General features: G+C 51.3%; 15 protein-coding genes and 2 pseudogenes. 9 read left to right on the top strand and 8 right to left on the bottom strand.

Annotated elements, in window-relative coordinates; all coding sequences use genetic code 11:
* Positions 1 to 54 precede the first annotated feature (54 nt).
* Entirely contained in the window at positions 55 to 1,614 is a 1,560-nt protein-coding gene (locus tag ACODNH_RS19915; RefSeq protein ID WP_434531609.1) for an amidase, read from the bottom strand.
* A 17-nt stretch (positions 1,615 to 1,631) separates the two neighbouring features.
* On the opposite strand from ACODNH_RS19915, the pseudogene ACODNH_RS19910 reads away from it, so the two are divergent.
* A pseudogene (locus tag ACODNH_RS19910) lies at positions 1,632 to 1,835 on the top strand (IS4 family transposase); the annotation flags it as partial.
* Positions 1,836 to 2,138: 303 nt separating this feature from the next.
* Entirely contained in the window at positions 2,139 to 4,001 is a 1,863-nt protein-coding gene (locus ACODNH_RS19905) for a hypothetical protein (RefSeq protein WP_434531608.1), read from the top strand.
* A gap of 57 nt (positions 4,002 to 4,058) precedes the next feature.
* Here ACODNH_RS19905 and tnpC read toward each other — a convergent pair whose 3' ends face one another.
* Positions 4,059 to 5,513: an IS66 family transposase gene (gene tnpC / locus ACODNH_RS19900; protein WP_434531308.1), complete on the bottom strand. Its 1,455-nt coding sequence runs from the start codon at positions 5,511 to 5,513 to the stop codon at positions 4,059 to 4,061.
* Positions 5,514 to 5,592: 79 nt separating this feature from the next.
* On the opposite strand from tnpC, the gene ACODNH_RS19895 reads away from it, so the two are divergent.
* From ACODNH_RS19895 to ACODNH_RS19875, 5 genes are all read left to right on the top strand, one after another.
* Entirely contained in the window at positions 5,593 to 6,702 is a 1,110-nt protein-coding gene (locus ACODNH_RS19895) for a hypothetical protein (RefSeq protein ID WP_434531607.1), read from the top strand.
* Between the two features lie 28 nt (positions 6,703 to 6,730).
* On the top strand, positions 6,731 to 7,306 hold the full coding sequence (locus ACODNH_RS19890; protein ID WP_434531606.1) for a hypothetical protein: 576 nt from the start codon (positions 6,731 to 6,733) through the stop codon (positions 7,304 to 7,306).
* A 289-nt stretch (positions 7,307 to 7,595) separates the two neighbouring features.
* On the top strand, positions 7,596 to 8,108 hold the full coding sequence (locus ACODNH_RS19885) for a hypothetical protein (protein WP_434531605.1): 513 nt from the start codon (positions 7,596 to 7,598) through the stop codon (positions 8,106 to 8,108).
* An 876-nt stretch (positions 8,109 to 8,984) separates the two neighbouring features.
* On the top strand, positions 8,985 to 10,799 hold the full coding sequence (locus ACODNH_RS19880) for a hypothetical protein (protein ID WP_434531604.1): 1,815 nt from the start codon (positions 8,985 to 8,987) through the stop codon (positions 10,797 to 10,799).
* Between the two features lie 49 nt (positions 10,800 to 10,848).
* The gene (locus tag ACODNH_RS19875; protein WP_434531603.1) at positions 10,849 to 11,415 is read left to right on the top strand and encodes a hypothetical protein; all 567 of its coding nucleotides are present in this window, start codon (positions 10,849 to 10,851) and stop codon (positions 11,413 to 11,415) included.
* Between the two features lie 26 nt (positions 11,416 to 11,441).
* On the opposite strand, the gene ACODNH_RS19870 is transcribed toward ACODNH_RS19875, so the two are convergent.
* The 6 genes from ACODNH_RS19870 to ACODNH_RS19845 all read right to left on the bottom strand — a co-directional run bounded on the left by ACODNH_RS19870 (position 11,442) and on the right by ACODNH_RS19845 (position 18,780).
* Positions 11,442 to 12,833 carry a hypothetical protein gene (locus ACODNH_RS19870; protein ID WP_434531602.1) on the bottom strand — a complete coding sequence of 464 codons (1,392 nt, stop codon included), beginning with the start codon at positions 12,831 to 12,833 and terminating at the stop codon, positions 11,442 to 11,444.
* 5 nt (positions 12,834 to 12,838) lie between these two features.
* Positions 12,839 to 16,573, bottom strand: a complete 3,735-nt coding sequence (locus ACODNH_RS19865) for a tubulin-like doman-containing protein (protein ID WP_434531601.1) — start codon at positions 16,571 to 16,573, stop codon at positions 12,839 to 12,841.
* 277 nt (positions 16,574 to 16,850) lie between these two features.
* On the bottom strand, positions 16,851 to 17,561 hold the full coding sequence (locus ACODNH_RS19860) for a restriction endonuclease (protein WP_434531600.1): 711 nt from the start codon (positions 17,559 to 17,561) through the stop codon (positions 16,851 to 16,853).
* Between the two features lie 233 nt (positions 17,562 to 17,794).
* Positions 17,795 to 17,998: a transposase gene (locus ACODNH_RS19855; RefSeq protein WP_434531599.1), complete on the bottom strand. Its 204-nt coding sequence runs from the start codon at positions 17,996 to 17,998 to the stop codon at positions 17,795 to 17,797.
* Entirely contained in the window at positions 17,911 to 18,327 is a 417-nt protein-coding gene (locus tag ACODNH_RS19850) for a winged helix-turn-helix domain-containing protein (protein WP_434531598.1), read from the bottom strand. Before ACODNH_RS19850 ends, ACODNH_RS19855 begins: the two co-directional genes overlap by 88 nt.
* 177 nt (positions 18,328 to 18,504) lie before the next feature.
* Positions 18,505 to 18,780 (bottom strand): hypothetical protein, encoded by a 276-nt coding sequence (locus tag ACODNH_RS19845; RefSeq protein ID WP_434531597.1) that lies wholly within the window; start codon positions 18,778 to 18,780, stop codon positions 18,505 to 18,507.
* A gap of 427 nt (positions 18,781 to 19,207) precedes the next feature.
* On the opposite strand from ACODNH_RS19845, the gene ACODNH_RS19840 reads away from it, so the two are divergent.
* The gene (locus ACODNH_RS19840; RefSeq protein ID WP_434531596.1) at positions 19,208 to 20,656 is read left to right on the top strand and encodes a cytochrome ubiquinol oxidase subunit I; all 1,449 of its coding nucleotides are present in this window, start codon (positions 19,208 to 19,210) and stop codon (positions 20,654 to 20,656) included.
* Positions 20,649 to 21,638 (top strand): annotated as a pseudogene (locus tag ACODNH_RS19835) (cytochrome d ubiquinol oxidase subunit II); the annotation flags it as partial. The gene ACODNH_RS19840 and the pseudogene ACODNH_RS19835, both read left to right, overlap by 8 nt.
* Positions 21,639 to 22,450: the final 812 nt, after the last annotated feature.

Below are 22,450 nucleotides of genomic sequence, written 5' to 3'. Positions count from 1 at the left end.
AGTGCCTCATTTGGGACGTGGTTCATCGGCACTGCATTTTGGACCTGACGCGACTTATCGCTGCTCCCAGTCGACTTCGGCTTCGAACGAGCTGGCGATGTTGAACAGGGCCGTCTCGTCGAGATGGCTCCCAACGAGCATCATCCCCACAGGAAGTCCGTCCGGCTTCGCACACGGAACGGTTAGAGCCGGGTGGTTTGTCAGGTCAAACATCCCCGTATTCGCCAGGTTGCCAAGCGTACGGCCAACCCGGTCAACCCGGTTCAGACTGTCGTCCCGCTCATACGGGAGCATCGGGGTTGTCGGGAGGACCAGCGCGTCATGTTCCTCCAGATGGACGTTGTACTTTCGCTCGGCATCTAATGCGAGATTCTTCGCCTTTGCGTACAGTTCGATGCTGTACTCATCACGTAAGTGAGCGTCAGCTAGTAATGACGTCTTGACTGTTGGCGGGAACTCGTGGGCACGTGCTTCGCGGAACTTACTGAACGCTTCAAGCAGATCATCCCAGTACCACCCCTTGTAATTCGTGCCAACGCCCTCATCTTTTAGCAAGCTGATACCGCCTTGGGTCGCAGCGACCGTCCAGATCGGGACGGTGAGACGATGTGTATCAACTGACACTGACTCGGTCTCCGCACCGAGTCCTTCGAGAACCTCGATAGCGTCTCGGACAGCGGTATCGACTTCCTCATCTGAACTCTCCCAACCGAATCCTTCCTCGAGGACGCCAATGGACACGCCATCGAGGTCTCCCTCGAGTGCCCCAGTGTAATCGTCTGCCTCGACACCGCGTGGCTGTCGAGGGTCCATTTTCAGCCCATCCTGAAGATCTTCGCCGGCAATGACCTCCATAATAGCTGCAGCATCTTCGACAGTCTTGGCCTGTGGTCCCGTGTGATCGTATCCACGGTCAATCGGGAAAATACCGGTATACGGAACAAGGCCTGTTGTTGGCTTCAGCCCGACAAGGCCAGACCAAGCGCTCGAAACCCGAATCGAACCACCCTGATCGCCACCGAGGGCAGCGTCGCAGTCACCTGCGGCCGGCGCGGCGCCGCTGCCACTGGATGACCCGCCTGTAAGGTGCCCTTCAGCATGTGGTGTCTCAACGGTTCCGAAATCACTCGTGTCGCTGGATCCAGACCACGCAAAGCTCTCCATATTGAGCTTGCCTGTGAGGGTCGCCCCAGCGTCTAGCAGACGGGTCGCCACAGTGGCGTCAATCTGTGGCACGTATCCTTCAAGTACGGACGAGCCACATGTCATTTCGTATCCCGCAAGCGCAATGTTGTCTTTAAGCCCGATTTCCATCCCCGAAAGCGGACCGCTTTCGGCCCCTTCGACAGTGAATTTCGTAATCCACGCGTTGTAGGGGTCCTCAGTAGCATCCGGTCGATAGCCGGGTGACCTATCAGTGTACTTGATGTCGTGGACGCCAAATTGAGGATTGTCAGCCCCGGCAACGCGTTCAGCGTCTTCGAGCGTCGCGTTGACTAACTCTTGATAATCTTCAATCTCGTCCTGGTTTAGCCGCAGTCCGGCAGCAACAGCGAGTTCTGCGAGCCGTTCCTGTGAGGGCTGGTGAATCGTTTGCTCGTTGCTACTTGGCATATATCTCTCCCGAATACGACACCGTGTTTCCGCTGGAACGCTGGGCAGCAATTTCCCTGTCGTTCGCCAACCTCATCCTCCACGAACTCGGCTAGCGTCTCGGTTACTCGCCACCGCCACTGTTGGAACGGATAGCTCAAGACGCCCAGAAAATTCATCAGGAACGACTGATTCTCCAAAAGCGACTCGCTACTGCCACGCAACAGAAGGAAGCGTGTTAGCTAAAGACGAATGATAAGCTGGTTTTCTAAGGACTAAGGATTGCACCCAGTGCTTCTCAGTGGGTTATCGGTGGTGAGAGCTCGGGTAGTTTGTCACAACAGGTTTACTAGTCAATTACATAATAATTGTGCCGCTATGCGAAGGAGTGATATGGGCTATATTGCTCGATCAAACCCAGCAATGAATATTTATTAATTTAATGCCATGACACTCCAAACTGTGCACAACCCCTGATTCTGACCAAACGTATTAAGTATTGGCAAGAATACGAAATAACAACGTACGTAGTTGAATACTAAATTATGTCAATCCATCAAAAACGGGATCTCAAGGTTGCGGCTGGTGGCGTAGCTATTTCCTCAGCGATAATGGGTGTTATATTCTACACTGCATGGACCGATATTTATCTACAAGTAAAAAATATTGAGGCGCAGGTTGAAGCTGGAATACCTCTTTTGACCGACGGAGCTCTCCAAGTTGTCGCGATGGCAGCGTTGGGGCTGTATCTGACTTGGAATGTGCTTTTCGCGCTGGACATTCAGAAACGGTATCAGGGTGTGTTAATACTCGTGGGAAGCATTGTTGCACTGGTCCTTTTAGCCGGCTTAGGTGTCTTTCTCCCGAACATGCACCTGAACATTCAGAATGCTGTCTCCTTGTTCAGCGGTATCGGCTTCGGCCTCGTCAGTGAAGCCGCAAAACTTCCGTGGAGAGATGAACCAGGTGACCTTCGCGACATTGCGTTCCGGGACAGTTCTTGGAAGGCTGTGAAGACCATCCATGGCGCTCCGGCACAGTTCCCAACAGCGGTGAAAGGCGTATACCGGACAATTATACTGCTGGTAGTCGGAGCAAACGCCGTATTACTGCTTGGAACTACACCAATTGTGGGGAAAATTGCATCTATCCTGATCAGTCCCATATTCGGATACTATTTGCTAAAATTAGTCGAGTTCAATCCGACTGAGACTAGCGAAGAGTCGTTGAACACAGTCATCCTGGGACCAACTGGTTCGGGGAAGACTCTAGCTTTGTACGGCCTTTACAAGGCCGCACTTGACGGGAATGATGAGTTGGGCCAAGTCAAACCGCTCAAAGAAACGAACCTGCTCATCGAGACCATCGAAGAGGGGCAGAACGCAAATTTGCTCGGAGATACAGATGACATCCGCGAGGAAACCAAGAACCCATTTGTACAAAATCTGAATGGAGATGAAAAGTGGCCTGTTCCATCGACAACGGGCCTCCATGAATTCGGGTTCAAATTCCCATTCGGTACTCTCCCAAAGAGAATCGTTCAGGTGCAATTGACTGACCACTCGGGTGGACTGTTCGGTAAATTGTTTCGTCATAAAGAAGCAGTGACCGATGGTGGTGTACCAGGAGAGGACAATGAGGAAGACTCTTCAGAGGTTCCGAGTTTCTTGAACGAAGATGCTGAAACGGATGCAGAGTCCGATTTGGACACCAACGCCGAAGACAATACTCTAGAATCCATAGAGGACCATGTGCCCCTGGAAGAAAATCAGGACCGTGAGGACAACCCCGAGGGCAGCATGCAATCAGATACTGATGATCTTAACGAATCCGAACCCCATGAGACCAACGGGCAAGTGGCTGAAGGAGACAACGACGGGTCAAGAACTGACTACGGTGAGAATCTTAGTGATGCAGAACAGATTCAGATAATCGAGGATCAAATAACTGAAGCGGACAAACTCGTTTTCCTCATAGATATGTACAAACTCATCTCCGATGATAGTAACCTTCCAGCGGGCATCGCACAAATGAATCGAATCTGTGAGAGGACCGACCCGGACGACGTGGCGCTAGTGGTGACGAAGTCAGATTACGCGATCGAACCGTTCCAGAACGCGTATGATTACGATAATGTGGAACCGGACACTGCCGGAAACTCCGTGGTTGATTACGACGAGTTCATTGAATTCGTCACAGATCGACTGGCGAAGCAAACCAACATCAAAGGATTGATGAATGTTGCTGATGCCAATCGGTTAATCCCAGTTTATTATAAGACAGAACGAGACGAGAATGGAGAACGCGTACCACGACGCTCTACCGATAATGGACTGTTCGCAACACAAAATAACCTAGATGGTGTCGGGTTCGACATCGTGCTTCAAGAGATAGCAGGGCACCGGTAGACGTATGGTAGTTGGATAGCAGGACCAAGAGTTACCGCTCAGTGATGCCTCTCGTCCTTACTTGAGCTCTCTCCCACCGAGAATTGACTGGAGCTGTTCTGGTGGATCAAGTCCTCTCCGCTTCCATGTCGCCAGCATCGTTGTTATCGTCTCGTGAATCTGGACCCCTTCCGCCGACCGAAGGGTCCGAAACATCTTCCGAAGGACTACTTGCTCGCGCAGAGCCCGCTCTGCGCGATTATTCGTCGAATCGACATCCGGCTCAGTCACGAACGTAAGCCAGTGACCCAACCCGTTGCTGATCTTCTTGATCAGCTTCTGAACCTCTCGAGCCTCGTAATCTTCCCTAATCAGGCCCTCCAAGTGCAACGACGCTTCCGCCCGCTTCTGCTTGCGGGCGGAAGCGGACGGCTCTTCGCCGACGAATGTCGTTAGATCGTCGTGGAGTGTGTGTAACTCCCCAGATAGCCGCTCTGCTTCCTCGTGCCGTTCAGCGACGTACTCGGCTTCTCGCAACAGATGAGCCCAGCACCGCTGAAGTTTGGTGTGGTAACTCGAGTATGCTGACCAGCCGTCGCAACTGAGCGTCGAGTCCTCGGCGAATTCCTCGCCGAGGACGTCCTCTAAGACCTGACTTCCACGGCTCTCATCAACCCAGAACAGCACTTCGTCATCAGTGACGAACGTCCACGCCCAGTGTTGTTCTCCATCAACCGGAAAGCCTGTTTCGTCACAGTAAACGACCTCACTCTCCCGAATCTTCTCTTTAACGTCGTCGTATGCGGGTCGCAGCCGGTCTGCGACCCGCTTGGTCATGTTGTAGATCGTCCGGTGGGAGATCGGAAGATCGAGCTCCCAGTCAAACAGCTCGGCCTGTTTCCGGTTCGGCAGTCGTTGATGGAACCGACCGAGGGCGGTTTGGGCCATGATATTTGGCCCAAACCGCCCCTTTTCGGGACAGTCAGGATGTTCAGCAACGACCTCGTTTCCACAGGAGCAGTGGTGTTTGCCGAGTTTGTACTCGGTAACAGTAGTTGGAACGGGAAGCGGTACGTCGATAATAGTCCGTGAAATGTAGCTATCAGGGCTAGAAAGGGTTTGCTCACAGTCTGGACAGAATCCCTGATCGACGTGGATCGTCTCTTCTGGTTCAGGTGCTGTTCGAGTAGTTCCCTCGTGACCTTCACTGCGTCCAGGCGATGAGTCGCTGGCGGCGTCAGAATCGCCGCCAGCGTCGTCTTCATCAGATTCCTCGTCTTCGTCCTTGGTTTGGCCGTCATCGCCTGGTGAATTACCCGCACCGCCCTGTTTACTGGGTGGTGTGTTTGGGTTTTCGTACTGCTTGAGGCGAGCCTCAAGCTGTTCGATCTCTTGTTGTTGTGCAGTAATCTGGCGTCGTAGAAGCCGGTTCTCGAGCTTTTCGATTACGAGCTCCTGGCGGAGTAGCGAACTATCGTCGGTGCGGATCACGGAATCTATTGATTCCGTTGATCCGCGACTCCCCAGCGACACAGTAGTTCAGTACTGGTGAACGATCTATGAGACTGCTACGAAATCGTCTCAGCATGGAACTGCTATCCAACTACGACGTATGAAAACGAAGTTTACTGTCTTTGATGAAAGCGGACGCATAATTACTACCACAGCGCCAGATCAGTGGTCTGGTGGTGAACCGAGCTTAGTTCGGAAAGCGAAGTTATACGTTGATACAGGTGAACGGATGGTGTTCACCTATTTGGAGGGAAAAACGTCGCTACTCCGTGGTGGCAGACGAGTCGAAAATCTATATTTCCAGTACAATGCTGCCCCTGATAATAGTCCTGTCGAAGGTCTTGTGCAATTTATAGAAGCTCTCCAGCAAGGGGATGCTCAATCGCTATCGACAGGGACTAGCAACCTAGAGGGTATTACGGAAGCCGAAGTGTTAGATTACGACTGGCAAATACAGCAATCAATGGGTCGTGACAAAAAGCGACTTCTGTGGCAAGTCGCACAAGCTGTTCCGGAACTTCCCGCAACGTCGTCTCTGTTTCAAGATGTTATCAAAGAGCTAGTGATGGACGGAACGCAGCTGCGTTTAGGTATGGAAGACTACGCTTCGACTGCTCAAGCGTTCAAGTATTTTATTAACCTTCCACGCGATCTCACAGTCGCGGTACCCGACCAAGGTAACGAGCCCGTTGGTGCAGATATTATACTCTTTCCGGGTGCTGAGGAGAACTATGACGCTGAAGATGCCGCAACCAAGAGAGCCATCAAGAAAGAGTGGGATAGGGTTCTTTCGTCGTATACCGGGGATAAACTCGAGCAACTCGAGAATAAGGTAGCGACGCTGGAACAAGGAAGTGATTCACTTCCGGATCTGCATTACGATTTGATACAACTTCGGAAGAGTGTAGAAAAGAGCCGATCTCACTTGAGCCAATTTCGCTCGTCGAAAGCGGCTGATGCATATGAGTTGTACACCGAAACACAACAGGAAACGGAAGTTCCCGATAGCTTCCAGAGAGAGATCACTACAGACTTTCTGGAGTATCTGAATGAGCGGATAGACGAAGCTCAAACGCAGATAGTCGCGGCAAAAAAAAGCACGCTAGAAGAGTCACTTGAAAAAATAAAACAGTTTCAGTTTAAAAAATATGAAAAATACGTCACGTTTAAAAAGCTCAAAGAGATTATTAATCGTAGAATCCCCAGTTAAACAACTAAGTCAACAAGACCGAACGGAAGTGAAGGAATTTGCCAAAAAGGTCCGGGATTTAAACAAACATCATGGAACACTAGATCCAGTTATTGAGGAAGTGAAAGATGATCTTTCCCACACAATTGATATTCATATCAGGGATGAGAGAGAAACTATTATTAATTCGAAAACGGAGGACTTGAAGCAGATACTTGATAAAATTCAATACCGTAAACAGGTCGAGACCGAAGAACTGTACAACGTATTAACGGTATTTCAAAACGTTATCAGCGGTGATATGGACATTGACGCAGCTCCGAAATCCCTCCCTGATACGATATTAAATTCCGGGCATCTCCGCCGAATAAAGAACGACGGGCTAGCCAAAATTCTCAAACTCCCGTTGAAGAATTTCTCTCGGAGATCTGGGCTATCAAAACCCAACCTAAGTTGGGCGATGACGAAGCCACCGAGATACTTGATAATGCCCAATCAGACATCGAACAACGTCGGGAGACCAAGCGGACAGTTCGAAGAAAGGAACTTAGAGAACAACTTGACTCCAGCATCAACAAACTTTCAAACTGCTCAGAAGAGACTCAGACAGCATTTCACGAATTGAACAAGCTCAGAGAATGCTGTGCGCTCAACAGAACCAGAAAATGTCGGAGTAACTACAACTACTTCCATCAGGTAGCTAAAAGCATCCAAGCAGTCAAGGACACTAATTGGCTTACTGGTGACGAAAAACAAAATTACTCTCTGACGCTGAATCAAAGCTTTCAGAGTATCACAAGACTTGGATAGGGGGATATCGAAAAGAGTATGAGAATCAAATTACTTCACAGATTAATACTCTGAAAGACCAGAACAGAGCGAACCGGGACCACGGTCTGGAGGAACTTGAAGTAGTGGAGAAAATTTTGGAAAACCAAGGATTGGACGAGAGCCTTCAAAACCACGACCCATCAACTCGCAGACTCAACAAGAAAGTTCGTGAACTGCGTAAAGAAGACTACCTGTCTGAGGAATCTAAAGACCAGATAATCCATGACGCGAAACAGACTCTTAAGCAAGCACGCCGACAACTGAATGGTGGCAGAGAATCTGGATCAACTGATAAGAATTCAGACAGTGGATTCAAAGCTTCTCTACCAGTTATTGGCGATACTTCGGGAGGAGGAATAACAGATCTGTCTGGTCCACCGAAAAGCTTTGAGAAGCCCTCGGCTATACAGGTTGCACTGGTCCTCGGTGTTTTACTTGCGGGTATCATCCTCGGCGGGGGGATTGTAGTCGCCTTTGGCTCGTCTACTCCATTCGTTCCAACTGATGGCTCTGCGACCATCACGTCCCCAGAGACGGGGAAGCTATCGCGAGTGGTCAACTCGTTGTTGCTGGAACGACGGACTCCTCTAGTGTAACTGTATCAGCACGGAATGTCCAGACTGGGACTACCAGATCTGAGAGCATTGGGGTCACAGATGAACGCTTTGAGGTGGACTTCGGAACCCTACCAGCTGGAGAGTATCGGCTGAGTGTCACCTCAAAAAACGAAACTATGGACAGGAAGTCCGTTACATTCCTCGGTAGCGATCAGCCTAATCTCAAACCGTTCAATGCCACCACGACCAGTAATTCATCGGTCGTTGTGTCAGGGACAACGACCTTCGACAATGTAACCATTGATATTTATAATAGGAATGGTACGCGCCTGCATTCGAAATTAGTCTCGACAACAGGTCCTCAGTACGATATGACGATTTCTATTGCGGAACCGGGAGAGTACGTCGTAGTCGTCCAACCGAACGGACTGCAATTACAGGAGTACCGGCAGTTGAAGAGCGTTGGAATTAAGAATATTACTGAGGCTCAATAACTTATTCGGCGAACGTTGTAGAGTCCTCACCAAAATTTTCCTAAATAATCGGACCGGTCGTCTTAACATCATTGACTTAATAGAAGGTCAAATAACAGCAAATATGTAGGTAGCTGGTAAATAGTATTTTTAATGAGTATCTCTACTCGACAACCCCGTCTGACACCGGTTCTCCGAGAACAACTCTTTGCAACGGTGTCGCTTATTCTCCTTCTAGTCGGAACTATCTATCTCGTCCCACAGGTTTGGATACCAGTCTGGGAACAGGGCGGTATCGGGTATGAAGCAGTCAATTTCATACTTACCTTAGCGGGCGTCGGGAGCCTTGCGACTGTTTACACGATTCTTATAGGGGTGTTTCTGGGGCTAGCTCCTCTGGCTTGCTGACAGCTTCAAGCGATATCAGGGAGTTATTCTCTGGGTGAACGTCGTTGTTGGCTTCATCATCTTCTGGGCTAACTGGGATGTCTCCGTACAGTCCGACTTCTGGTATTTCGTCCTTATTTTTGTCCTCGGTTTCGGTGGCGGCCTCCAGCTAGGCGGATACCCCCTCAATCGGTACGTCGACCCTAGAAAGAAGTGGATAATCGGTCGCCCACCATACGTTTTCAAACGGAGTATCGTTGTTGTTATTGGATTCGTCTCCATCCTCGCTGGCCTTGGCCTGTTTGAGATACATTACGCCGCCGGCGAACTAAAGAATGCAGAGATTCTCCTCAGGAACCTTGTCGTCACAGCAATCATTCTCTTCCCTCTGGGACTCTTCGGCCGGTATCAGGGTGAAGAGCGTATCGTCTGTCTTGGGCCAGCACGGAGTGGTAAGAGTTCTTTGATGGGTGGCTTTTATGGCGATTGTGATGCACAGTTCGATGAAAACGATATCTCAGAGGTTCTGTACAAGGACGCCATCAAGAAAGGGAAGTTCCCCGAACGGACCGAGTTACGGCACCTCTCTGACGACGATAGCAGTTGGGACGTGATTCAATTCTCCTATGTCAGTGGCGGGTTCCTATTCCGGACGAAACAGACAGTGACGACGATTGATTATCCCGGTGAAGCACTGACCGGGATCGGTGGGACAAATGAAACCCGCACAGAGCCCATCTCGACATATGTCGAGAACGAGGCCAACACAGGATTCTTAGCAGGATGGCGCAAAGACAAGATATGGAATGTCACCCTAAACAGTATTAATTACGATGATCTCTCACAGGAGGAGCAGGTCAAAAATCTCGCCACGCTGGTGTGGGCTGCTGATACAGTAACGTTCACTCTCCCACTTGAGGATTTCTTGCAGGAACCCCTTGATCAGCGGCCAGATCTTCTCCCGTCGTACTGTACTGATACACTGTACGAGATTTCGTCAACGCCTGAAGATCAGTACGCTTTTGAGACACATAATCTATCGACTGGAGAAACAACACCACTGGAAGAGGTCACTTCGGAATTCGACGACATCACGAAGTACCTTCCTCCGGATGAGTCTCAACTCAACCTTCCAGTAGAACCTACTCAGTGGCTTGGGAGCAGCGATCCGTATTATGTCCGGGTAGCACAAGAACGTGCCCACCCAAACTCCTATCTTGAGGAGTACCAACAGATAGTAGAGTCGCTTGCAGAAACGCTTGAGTACGATTTTGTGTGGGTAGTGACAATGGCAGACCTTGGATATGCGGACTTCACAGAGCACTTCAGAGCCCTCACAGAACTCTCGCTCGAAGAAGATGAAAATGTTCTCAAGTCGAGGCATTCTTCGACGAAAGGCCGACTGAATGTTTCGAACCGGATCGATATACCCGACTCCACCAGTAGAAAATTATTCGACAAAGTGTTCCCAGAGGCTCGCGCTCCTAACCCATCCGTCAACAGGTTACATTATAAGATGTTTTCGCGTTGGTTGATGAACCATTACCTATTTACTAATTATCCAGACATTGAGGAGTGGATGGAGAAGAGCTTCGAGCACTATGTTTATCCGGTATGGTTCGATATCGATGAAGACGGACCACAGGACTTTCGTACGGACTCTAGTGATACGCTCAAAGGCTCACAATTTCTCCGCGCTCGGTTCTCTGGACAGCGTCTAGAGTACGAGTACGCGGATTCGACTGGACTGCTTTCCGACGTACTTAATCATCTCATTCCGAAAGACACCTCGTCGGACTCACGTTCGGAACAAGGTGTGGCACTACTGAATGGCGTCATGGAAAACACGACAGTGGATGACGATGAGTGAGTCAATTCGAATCCGCTGGCACGGTACTTTGGGGGTAGCTATAGAATGAATGTTCGCCTCTACTCGGCGGTTACTGGCCGGTGTCTCGCTGGTGACCGACGGTCTAGCTGACGGTATGCAACAGCAACGGATCGAGGCAGATTTTGCCGCCGGTATCCAGTTCGCAATGGACTGGACCAATAGCGAGATTCGGGCATTCGTACCAGCTCAGCGAAAATCACCGGAGGCATTCTTTGCGGCCGGGTCGTTTGAATCCGCCGATAACATCCAATCGTTCACCGACGAGATTCGCGTACACTTTGATAGTCACGACGGATGGGCAATCCGCTGTGACACGTCTACAGGACCGTTTCTTGAATATTTCGACGACGAACCCGGTTGTGAGGAACTCTCGTTAATGGGCGACGAGTGGTCGCTGAGTAATCCCGACCGGGCAGTTGTACGTGTCCCCTCATATCCCCTCGCTGGTGCCGCAGTCGACGAACTAATGTCTATAGAAGGTAATTATACTATCGTTGTCAGCGAAACCAACTCGATTGATCATATCGATTGGGATATCATGATTGTTGTGACGGAAAAAGCTGAGCGCCCGTCTTTCGAGATATACCCCGACTAAGGGATCTCTAGCAGCGATATCGTTTTTCAGAGTGCTCGGAGTACTGCCTTGAACCCGGTGGCGTGTTCGTCGCTGTCGCCACGGTCGACCGGATAAATGTCGTCTGCATGGTCGTTGAGTTCGATGTCTAACTCTGGGTCATCTGCCCCAAGATGGTTGAAAGCAATATTGTACAACTTTGCTCCAATCTGTTCATGGTTGTCCAGACTTGCACAGCCACCTTCGAGCGAATCTCGTGCGCCGGTACATAAGATAACAACGTCTGTCGCGGTTTGAGTCTCGAGTAGCGAGACCAATCGGTCGACAGCCTCAACGTCAAACGGTGGTTCGTCGTCTTTGTTCGGCAAGGGTAAGATAATCAATGCGGTGTCGGCACGCTTGAGATGTGAGACCGCATCATTTCGGCCGAACTTAGTCCAAATTACATCCGGGACACTTCGTGCGAGATAGTTAGCACTGATAGTCTTGAGACGACCTAGGCGTCCGCCAGACACTTTGGGTAGATTTGAACCAATGTCAGAGAGAGTGAAACCCCGCGAATGCACAACGATACTCCGGTTTAGAAGAGATGATGGGAGATACTTGAAGCTCACTGTTCCACTGAAGTTGACCTGTTCAAACGCAGGATTCTCTGCTAGTTTCTTGAAATTTGATCTGTTGTTCCCTCCAATGACCGAAGCGTGATAATTTTTTCTTGCGTATTTGTAGAGCCCACCGAGTCCATATCCCATCGCCAACCGGCCGGGTTCGCCGTCAGGTGTAATTGTCACGATATTCTTTTGGGACCTATATTGGACAAACAGTCCAAGCGAAATGAGGGCCCCGACACCGCTTACAACGACGACAGGGGATGAAGGTGCACCTGGTCCGTGGTCTAAGAATGGGTACTCGATGACCTGCAAGAGTACTAGCCCAGAGAGTATTACGAACAAACCTTGGGTAGCTGCCGGAAACTGAATCCAGCGGAGCATAGCGATCAGGTCCATCCGACGTGGTCGATTATTTCCCCCTACTCGGATCGTTGTCACGACTCCAACTATGACAGTAACTACTGTCACGGCGCCGAATACGACTGGTCTCTCCCGTACCGCTCCAAGTATGTGGTCGAACCGCTGCAACAAGCCGATTACGGTGCTCCCGACCACAACTAGGATTCCCGTCTGGATCCGCTTCGTGGAGTCAGCAAAGAACAGTAGTAACAGGCCACTGCAGACACCGACCCCGATGGCGACAGGGACATCTAAATTCCCTGGGAGGAGGCCGTTGAATGCTGAGGCTATCGCGTACAGTGTACCCTGTTCCCACGCCACCGACCCTGCAGTGACGAGTACTGGAGTTGTCACTAACAACGCCACGAACGCTCCAACGACGATGAGTCCTTCTCTACCCCAACGTCTCACCCAAGTTCCTACTGGCATACGGGCTACTCGTGCTCGACTAGGCTTTCGAAGGATTCCGCAGTTGATAGCTCTATGAGCCGTTCTGCGACATCTTGTGCCTTCAGCCCATCGCCATTGTTATCATTGCTGTCCTCATCTAAGGTTCGCATCGTCAACTCTGTGACCTTACTCGGGTCCAGAAGTTCCGATCGGTGAACATAGGCGCTTCCATACGGCCACCATTCGGGGGAACCGTCTGAATCGATTGCATCGGCGAGACCGTCCCAACGCTCCCAGTTACCTTCCAGACCCATACTGTGGTGCTTGTGTGGGAATGTTGTCGCGCCTACTTTGTCCTCGTAGCTGTCCTTGTAACCGTTGTAAGATCTGACAGGGTGAAGCATGTCCATTGTCGCTCCAGTAAGGAACGTGACCATCGAGAGCGTCCATTTGCGTCCCACGCTGGCGCGCTTCGAAACCAGCCCATCTTGCGGGTGGAGGAATGCACCGAGACTATTGTCGTTTATCGCGCTGTCTACATCGTTGAATCCGTTGTCTGCAGTGGCTCCCGTTTGGCTCAACGCCCGAGACAAATAACTATTCACAACACGATACTCATCTCCTGTAATACCGACGTCCTCAGCGGTTGGGTGTGCAAGATGTTCACCGATTTCGAGCGGAAGCCTGGAATCCGTGCTGTGGAGGCTTTCAATCGATTGTGCAAAAACTTTCCTGATTTCATCTTTTCTGTTCTCCCAGATCCCCGACTCTCCAATGTCGTCGGGATCACGACTTAAGTCCGCACTCTCAGCAGAACGGATGTTCTTGTAGATGCTACTCTCTCTGGTTTCGTCCTCTTGATCTGTAGAGAGTTCATACTCGACATTCGATGTCTCAGCTAAATCCGGCCCATACGCAACCTGATGCTCGATATCAACTTGGTCCAGACCAAGAGCTCGGCCCTGCAGGTTGTCGTCATCGTGCCTGCTGTTACCCAGCCTGATCAGACGTTGTAATGCATAAACGATGTTCCGGACTTCCGCATCATCTTCGGCCAGGTATACACTCCCATATTCCGCCAGTTCTACTTCGAGACTGGCCTGTGATTCTCTAATGGGGGTGAGATAGTACTCGGAAAGCTCCGCAGTGATTGCTCCCACATCGTTTGCAGTGGCTTTCGTATCACCTATCAAGTTAGGTTCACTTGTATCGGAACCGATTAGTTCGGCCCGGAGTTCATCAACGGTCTCAGCTTCTGTCACTTCTCGAATATCGTCACCTATCTGACTCAGCGTTGCATCAAGGGAGGCGCTATCATTTGGAACGCTCTCAGATACGTACCCGAACTTACTGAAGACGTTGTTCGGTGTCGTGAACGAGCCGTTAGTATCAAGCGACTTTTCTACCGCTTCTTCATCGATGTCAGCTGGAGCCTCTAACTTTTCGTATGACCCATCTGCGCTATGTAGTGTTTCTCTCAACTCCTGACCAACCGTATCGACGACTGTATTGTAGTGTTCCTCAACGGTATCGAACAACTTACTGAATCTTCGTTCTTTGGTAACGCTAATCGGAGCGGAGATATCCTCACTAAGGCTGAAGAATGGACTCCCTTTCAGTCTGCCGGCGGTTCTCTCGTACTCCTCTTCGGGGCTCCCTCCAAAGAGCCACACATCCTGATAGTTCTGGTACGCCTCTTTTGCGGTGACTATATCTTGAACGGCATTAGTCAGACCAGCTAGGTCGATACGCTCTGACACTCCGATAGCTTCGAGGATATCGTTAATTCGGCTTACGTCCACTACGTCACCACTCTTCAAGCTTAGTTCGGTACCAATTGCATCGGGTTCGACCGTGTCCTCTTCTACCTGTTCTTTCTTCCGCTCACAGGCCTTATCAAGGTCGTTTAGCAGTCCTTTGAGTTCTTCTCTGTGCGCATGGTAAGCAGCAATTTGCTCAAATTCTGATGTATTGTTGGACCACCAAGTCAGCAGTTTCTCACCAACATAGCCCTCTACCTCCGCTTCAAGACTTTCTAACTGTGCGTATCTGACCTCCTTTGTGGTGAGTTCTTCCTGAAGTCTTTCGGTCCGCCCCTCAATAGCCTCTCGGCGGAACTCGTCTCGTAGTCGTCGACTATCCTGATCCAATACGACCTTGATCAGGGCTTTTTGTACATTTCGAGCGGTTTGTACATCCAAACCTCTGAGATTCGACGTATCGGTCGTCAGTATGGCCTTCAGTAGGTCTCTTCGAGACCCGATGTTTCTCATTTCCTGCTCAAGCAACTTGGTGAGTTCTTCTGTCCGCTCAGTATTATCCTCATCGTCGATATCAAGCGCAGCCATGTCGAAATCATCTTCAAGCGGGCCTGGAAGTTGATTGACCACGTCTCTCGCATGAGAATCCGAGAGATGATCGGTCTCTATACGCTTGTATGCGGGAACGGATTCGGTCGTCGGTTGGAGCTCAAAGTACGTATCGTAGATTTCATCGAAAATCTTCGACTGGATCTCTGATGTTGGAACACCGACTACTTCGAATAGTGATGATTCCAAGAGTTTTCCCTGAATCCGTTCTTCAATCCGCTCTCGCATCTCGTGGACTGCCCGAGCAGTCTGTTCATTCGTGAAGTCAAACGATCCGGTGTATTGTTGTTCGGTTGACTGGATCATCTCCAGATTTTGGCCGAATGTCTCGGGGAAGTTAGTATTCAAGTACTTGCCCACCATCTCGTATAGACCTGCTTCGACCTCCTGATAATGGCGCCAACTTTGGAATTGATCATCTATTTCCTGATTAGCGGTTTCTTGGAGGCCTGCGTCGTACTCAATAATCTGCGGAGCAGCTAGGGTAAATGGGTAGTAACCGTTGATCGAATTCACCCTCCCTGGAACAATGTGATTTAGACCGTTGTCGACATTATATATATCCAGATAAGCCAGGATTGTATCGATGATGGCTTCCTCAAAATGTTTATCATTAGATGTCTGAATATACGGTATCAAGATAGTAGAGGTGAATGGAGAATCCCCACTCAGGTGCAAGTACTCGAGTTCTGAGAGAGCTGCATGGGCGTTCGCGAGTTCATTCCCGCCCTCAGATTCCCCTTCTCCGATACCCGCATCTGGAATAATTGCGAACAATTGTACCTTCGCGTCAGTCCCTTCCGCGATGTCGGCAGCCATATCAATGAAAGATCCAGACCCTGTCCCACCACCCAACGAGACTACCATACAAATTTGATCGGTATCTTGGACATTCAGATTCTGGGGGTGGTTTTGCCCTTGGCCGTGTGTGGCGCTGATATGGTAAAGTGCCTTACTGAGGGCCCTTCGTCTGAGCACACCGTTTCCAAACCCACTGTCACCGAGAACTTCGCGGTCATCATTCAACCACCAACTGTTGCCTAGTCCGGAACCTCGGTTGAGGAGTTCTTGAATATCTGCTTCGCTCGTCAGGTACCGCTTGCTGACGTAGGTATCGTTGGTTTCCGCAACGTAATTGTAGTGGTCGTACTTGACATCTGGGAACTCCTGATCATGCTTCTGAGCGTATCTGTCTATCAATTGCTTAATTTCTGACTCAGCTTGATTCCTTTCCTCACGCTCATTATTACTCATTGCTGAGTCGATAGTAAGTGCTCGGAGTTCCTCAGAGTCGTTATTATCAGGGTTAAGCACTCTATTAACGATCCATTCTTCTTTCATGAATCGCTCAACGACCGTAGAACCGCCACCACCGACACCCAGGATATATTCTGGAGTTTCCAGAGCCATGGAAAGTAAAGGGCTATCTAATGTGTTAAAACTATCCAAAAGGTAACCTCTTTACCTTGATAATTATCTTTATACATACGCTTAATATATAATCATTTCAACATCTACCTAATACTTTTAATTTAATCGAGGTTGCCGCTCCAAGGTCGTATTTAGTACAGAGTTTAATCTAATAGTTAACATCACAGAAAAGTCACCTTGCTCGCGTACTTTTTGAACAGAATGCTATAAGCCTGCTACATGAATACCGCACTTTTCCGGAACCAAGTTACATCATCTATTTAATACGTGATTTCAAGCATAGTTCGCATATGTCATTTCTGCTTATATCCGGAGACGATTCTTTGGGACCAATATTTCCTGTCTTTGAATTATGTATTTTTTGTGTCGTTTGAGCAAATGACTGATTCTGACTGAACTTTTTCGACCACCCGCAGCGAGGTGGTTCCAGCAGATGCCATTTATTATCAGGCTTCCGACCGAGAGGCAGTGGACTGATATTAGACTTGTTCAGCAAATCGAGTAGCGTTTCACCGTCAATGAGTGTTACTCCGTTGTCTTCCGCAAACTCTCGAGCGCCCATAGTGAATCCCTTTTTGTCTGTGGAACATCCGAAACTGGTCACTAGAATCGATTCGTCGAACCTGTCCGTATTTGAATGTCGGTGGCCGCCATTCTGGACGCCGAATAGATCTCGAATTTTTGGTTCGCGGATCTTCTTGCTCCAGTTCTTTGCCTGAATCGCTATTCTATACGATGTCGAAAACGGAATATGACTGGCTTTTTTAGCAATCACATCAACGCCGCCATCCTGTTTACCCTCTAGCAGTGTCGTCTCGTACCCTTTGTTGCTCCAGAGCACAGCAATCAGTCTCTCGAACGCACGCCAATTTCGCCGCCTAAGATTACTTTCGTCCCAGTCTGAATGTAGATACCTCCTGCTGGGCAGGAGGTTGTGGACGATTCTTTCCAGCCCCACTCTCTTCATGACTAGTACGTGGTAATTCTCCCTGATATCTTTTTCTTATGCAAGCTAAATTGGTTTCAGACGAGTCGTTACTGCCGATATCGATAAAGCTCTGGTAGTGGATGATATACTTAGAGACATAGATATTGATACGCTCTTGGCGGATCGATTGTTTCGCGTGCTGACCAGATTGCCGATCGGATTTTGTCGAGAGTTCCGAAGTAACGGTTTCCAAGTGTTTGTTTGAGTCGTCCTTAATACTCCTCTGTCAGGTTTAACTCCGGTGATCCTATCAAGATATACACTAATTCGATCGATTCATCGGCTGTGAAGTCCTTCACCGCCTCAGAAGTGAAATACGTCGCTTGATCTAATAGCACGACCAGTTTGTCACCAAATTCCACCCAGAGATGGTTAAGAATCGGATCATCACCCTCCCGGTGAACGATCCGCTGCACTCCAGAACTGCTGTGGCTTCGTGCTCGGTGACTGCACCGAGTAGATTCACCCCTTTGCGAGAGGCCGACACTCCAATTGTCGGCCTCATCGGTTGAGGCTGGGTCTGGCTAGGTATCTTCGGCGAGACCTTGGCCTTGTGCATGAGTCGGCGGACGTGCCGGCGAGAGAAGGCAACATCAAATGCCTCAATCAAGTACTGTTGGGCGAGGGCTGTACTCCATGCTGGCGCATCATAGCTAGCCTCTTGTGGTGGGTTTTTGTAGAATAGTGGTAAATTGATCAGACTGGTCGCTGCTAACCTCAGAAGGACGACCAAGTCAAGAATCATTGTAGAACGCGGCCTCAATGCTACGCCCTTCGAGCCGATCTAGCCGGTTGTACACTCTTTGCCGATCCCAGCCGTACTTCGATATCAGCAGGCGAGATTTCTTCAAGATATTCGCGTGCATTGTTCGGGTGAACGCTATGATGGGGGAGAGAGTTTGTCTGGTTTGAATATTTCCCACTAGCTGTAGTATGTGTCAGAGCAACTGAGTTGAATGCAGCCGTGGCCGGTCGTCTTCATTATTCGAGTGAGCTTCACGAGTTCTGGTGTATTCATTTCATCGGTGGCGGTATCTGGATCAGGCGCATCACGGAGATCGGTTGTCTCGACACTCTCGTCTTCGGCCCAAGTTGCAACGTTCGAGGCGGCGGTTTCGAACCACGCGAGCTTTTCTCCCGGGATGTGGTCACGAATGATGTCGATCGTGCGCTCGCTTACTCGACTACTGACGTTCATCTCCTCGTAGGTGGAATTGAGACTATAAGGGGTTTAGCGGGACTGTAATGCGTACATTTGGACGAATCGTCGAGTGGAAACCGCTCCAGACTAGCTCTCAATCACCCGTTCATGTTGTAATAATGACAGCATCTCCGAATTCCGAAGACTTGTAAGAGTGTTGTCACTCAGACGCCGCACTATCACGGTGAAAACAACACTATCCGACTCCGGTTTCCTTCTTCAACAGCGTCAGCGTATTATCTGCCGTCACCATCGGCGAGTGTTCGTACTCACCAGTCAACTCTCTCTATCAGATTTCGTATATTTGTCCGGCAATTGAGATGTACAAAAAGTACGGTTCTAATAATGGAATACTTTGTGGTGAATTCTTCAAAGTGGAAACTGAGGACCTATTCATAAGCTATTGTGCTGTAGCGTGAGGTGAATGGGTCCAATCATACCACTGAACGCCGTCAGCCCAGTGTGGGCGGCGTCCCTCTCTCCGGAACTCGCGAGCCGCATGCAGTTCGGATGGACAATCTCTGTTCACATCATCTTCGCGTCCCTTTCGATCGGGCTCGCCCCGTTTATTATCTATTTCACTTGGAAAGACGTACGGACGAGCAAGCAGCGGTATGCGCGATTGCGCTCATTCTGGGTGAAGGTTTTCGCCGCCGGCTTCGTGATGGGTACAGTTACCGGGATTCCGATGAGCTTCCAGTTCGGCACAAACTTCCCACAGTTCGCCGAGGTGGCCGGTGAACTGATCGGCGGCCCACTGGCCTTCGAGGCGAAGATGGCGTTCTTCTTAGAGGCTGTCTTCCTTGGCGTGTTGCTGTACGGCCGCGACCGCGTTGAGGACCGAACATACCTCATCTCATCGGTACTCGTCGGCTTCGGCGCATGGCTATCGGGGTTCTGGATCCTGATCGTTAACGCCTGGATGCAGACACCACGGGGCTACGAGATGGTCACCCGCAACGGGATGGAGGTCGCCAAACTAACCGATCCGTTCGCCGCGTTCTTCACCCCACGAATGCCTTGGATGTACGTCCATATGATGAACGCGTCGGTTATTTCGGTCGCACTACTGGTTGCAGGCGTTTCGGCGTACATCGTATGGAAAAAGCCCGACACTGAAGCCTGGAACACCGCACTCAAGATGGCTGTCGTACTCTTGATCGTCTCCGCACCGTTCCAGGCAGTCCACGGCGATGCCTACGGCCGCCACGTCGAGGAGACCCAGCCACAGAAGTTTGCCGCGATGGAGGCTCACTACGAGACGGGGCAGGCCGACCTACACCTGCTCGCGTTTCCGAAGTCACTCGAGGCACTCACCGACCCGCGAGCCGAGAACCTCATCACCGTGAGCCTCCCCGCAGTTGGGTCGTTCCTCGCCAGTGGCGGGGACTTTGACGCCGAGGTCATCGGACTGAACGAGTACGATGAAAACCCTCCCGTAGCACTCGTGTTCTGGTCGTTCCGTTTCATGATCGGGCTCGGGTTCTTGTTTATCGGGCTGGCGCTGTGGGGCGGGTACCTCATGTACCGCGGGCGGCTGTCTGACAACACACGCTACCTGAAGGCGATGGTCGCTGCATCGCCGCTCGGCTACGCGGCGTTGCTCACTGGCTGGTACGTCACCGAGATCGGCCGCCAACCGTGGGTCATCCAAGACGAACTCAGGACTAGTGAGGCGGTCTCCTCAACACTAACCGGGACGGAGGCGACACTGACCCTGGTTGCGTTTGTCGTGCTCTACGTCGGGCTGCTGCTGACTGCGCTGTACATCCTGAAGTGGCTGGTCCGAGAGGAACTCCAGTCACTCGGCGTCCGGGAGTCGAGTGGCGGCCGCTGGCACGGCCCGATTCCGTGGGTGAGTAGCGATGACTGACGCGCTGTTGCCCGTCGACGCGTACCTCGTTGAGTCCCTGCCGGAGATCTGGTTCGGCGCCGTGCTGTTCGCGTTGGGAATGTACGTCGTCCTCGACGGGTTAGACTTCGGCATCGGGATGCTTTACGCGACCCGGACGGGTGAACACGAGCGGGAGACATTCCTGGCGGCGTTCGGACCGGTCTGGGACGCGAACGAGGTGTGGGTCGTCGCCTTCGGAACGATGCTGCTAGCGGCGTTCCCGCGCGTGTACTCGCGCCTGCTGGCGGACAACTATCTGCTCGCGCTCGGGTTCGTCGTCGCGTTAGTGTTCCGCGGCCTCGGTCCGGAACTCCGCGAGCAGCGCGACGACGAGCGCTGGAAGCGCTACACCGACTACGCGTTCATCGGCGGGAGCGTGTTTGCGCCGCTCTTGTTGGGGATGCTCGCGGGTCGCTGGCTGTTCGGCGGGGCGACGCTACCAGTGGCGTTGACTGGCGTCGGCCTGGTCGCCGTCTCGATAGTCACGGGGGCGGCGTTCCTCGCAGCCAAGACCGAGCCCGGCCTAGCGTCAGAACTACGTACGTACGGCATCGGTGCAACACTGGCATACCTTGGTGGGGTTATCGTACTGCTGGGAACTGTTGTCCTGACCGACGCGGGTGGCGCTGCCGACACAGTGCTTTCGCTTCCCGTGGCGGCAGTCGTCGCCCTCTCGGTCGCCGTGGGGCTGATCGGGAGCGTGCTGGCCAGACGCGGCCAGTACCGGGCCTGGCTGGCGAGTGCACTGGCGCTTCCCACACTGTTGACGATCTTGGTCGCAATTCTGCTGTACCCGACGATCTATCCGCCGACCGGGCTACTGGTTAGGGAAGCGGTCGTGTCGCCGCTAGCGCTGAACCTCGTGACCGTTCTCGGATTCCCGGTGCTGCTGCTGGTGCTGTGGTACTTCAAGTTTCTCTACGGCGTGTTTAGCGGCCCAATTGAGGGTGAGGGCTACGGGGGTAACCCCACCGACCTCTTGCCGTCCCGTTCTCTGCTCAGTACACTTGTGTGTACCGAGAAGCAACTAGAAACCGCTCTTACTCTCTCTTTCGACGGAGACGCTGACGGCCAACCACGGCGTATCCGATATTTCGCCTGTCGTGGGGAGGAGACGATGTGGCGGGTCGAAGAGTGCCGTTGCGGTCGTGACTGGCAGACTGTCGATACTGAGCCGATTGAGGACCTGCAGATGCGCCTCCGAGAGCAGAATCCCGAAATAGAGCGATATGCCGATGCAGGAGTATGACTGAGCAGTCACGTACAGACGAACTGGACGATCCCCTCAAGACGGCTGCCTGTAGCCAGCCACCACAGCGCCCATACGGCAGTCGTGCACAGATCCTGTCTCGGGTTGATGAGCAGTCTGCGTTGTTAGACGTTCCCCGTCGCAGTCTGTTGTCCGAACTGTGGTCAGGCAGTCACGCTGTACGAACAGGGCCTCCCAAGCGTTGTCCCACACTTCGATACTGAATGCACACAGTGTGAGATCGACTTGCGAACGTGGTGTGCTGTCGGCGTCGACGCAACCTATCTCCAGATTGTTGACCCGGCAACACTCACAACGATGGTCCAGTGCTTCTGGGATGAGTGGCTCTGGAGTGGAATCACCAACAGCAAGGACGAACCCCGTACCGACGAGTATACCGAGCGGTTCGCCACGAAAACTGCAGCGTTCGGGTGGAACTGGGAGGTTTCCTGTCCGCTGTGTCGGCGAACGCTGACTGAACTCAAGCGTGATTCAGCACTCGTCGGCGGGAATCTGGACTATCA

Source organism: Haloarcula sp. NS06, assembly GCF_051122755.1.
Taxonomy (GTDB): Archaea; Halobacteriota; Halobacteria; order Halobacteriales; family Haloarculaceae; genus Haloarcula.
Note: the sequence above shows the minus strand (reverse complement) of the source record. Positions and strands in the feature narration are given on the sequence as shown.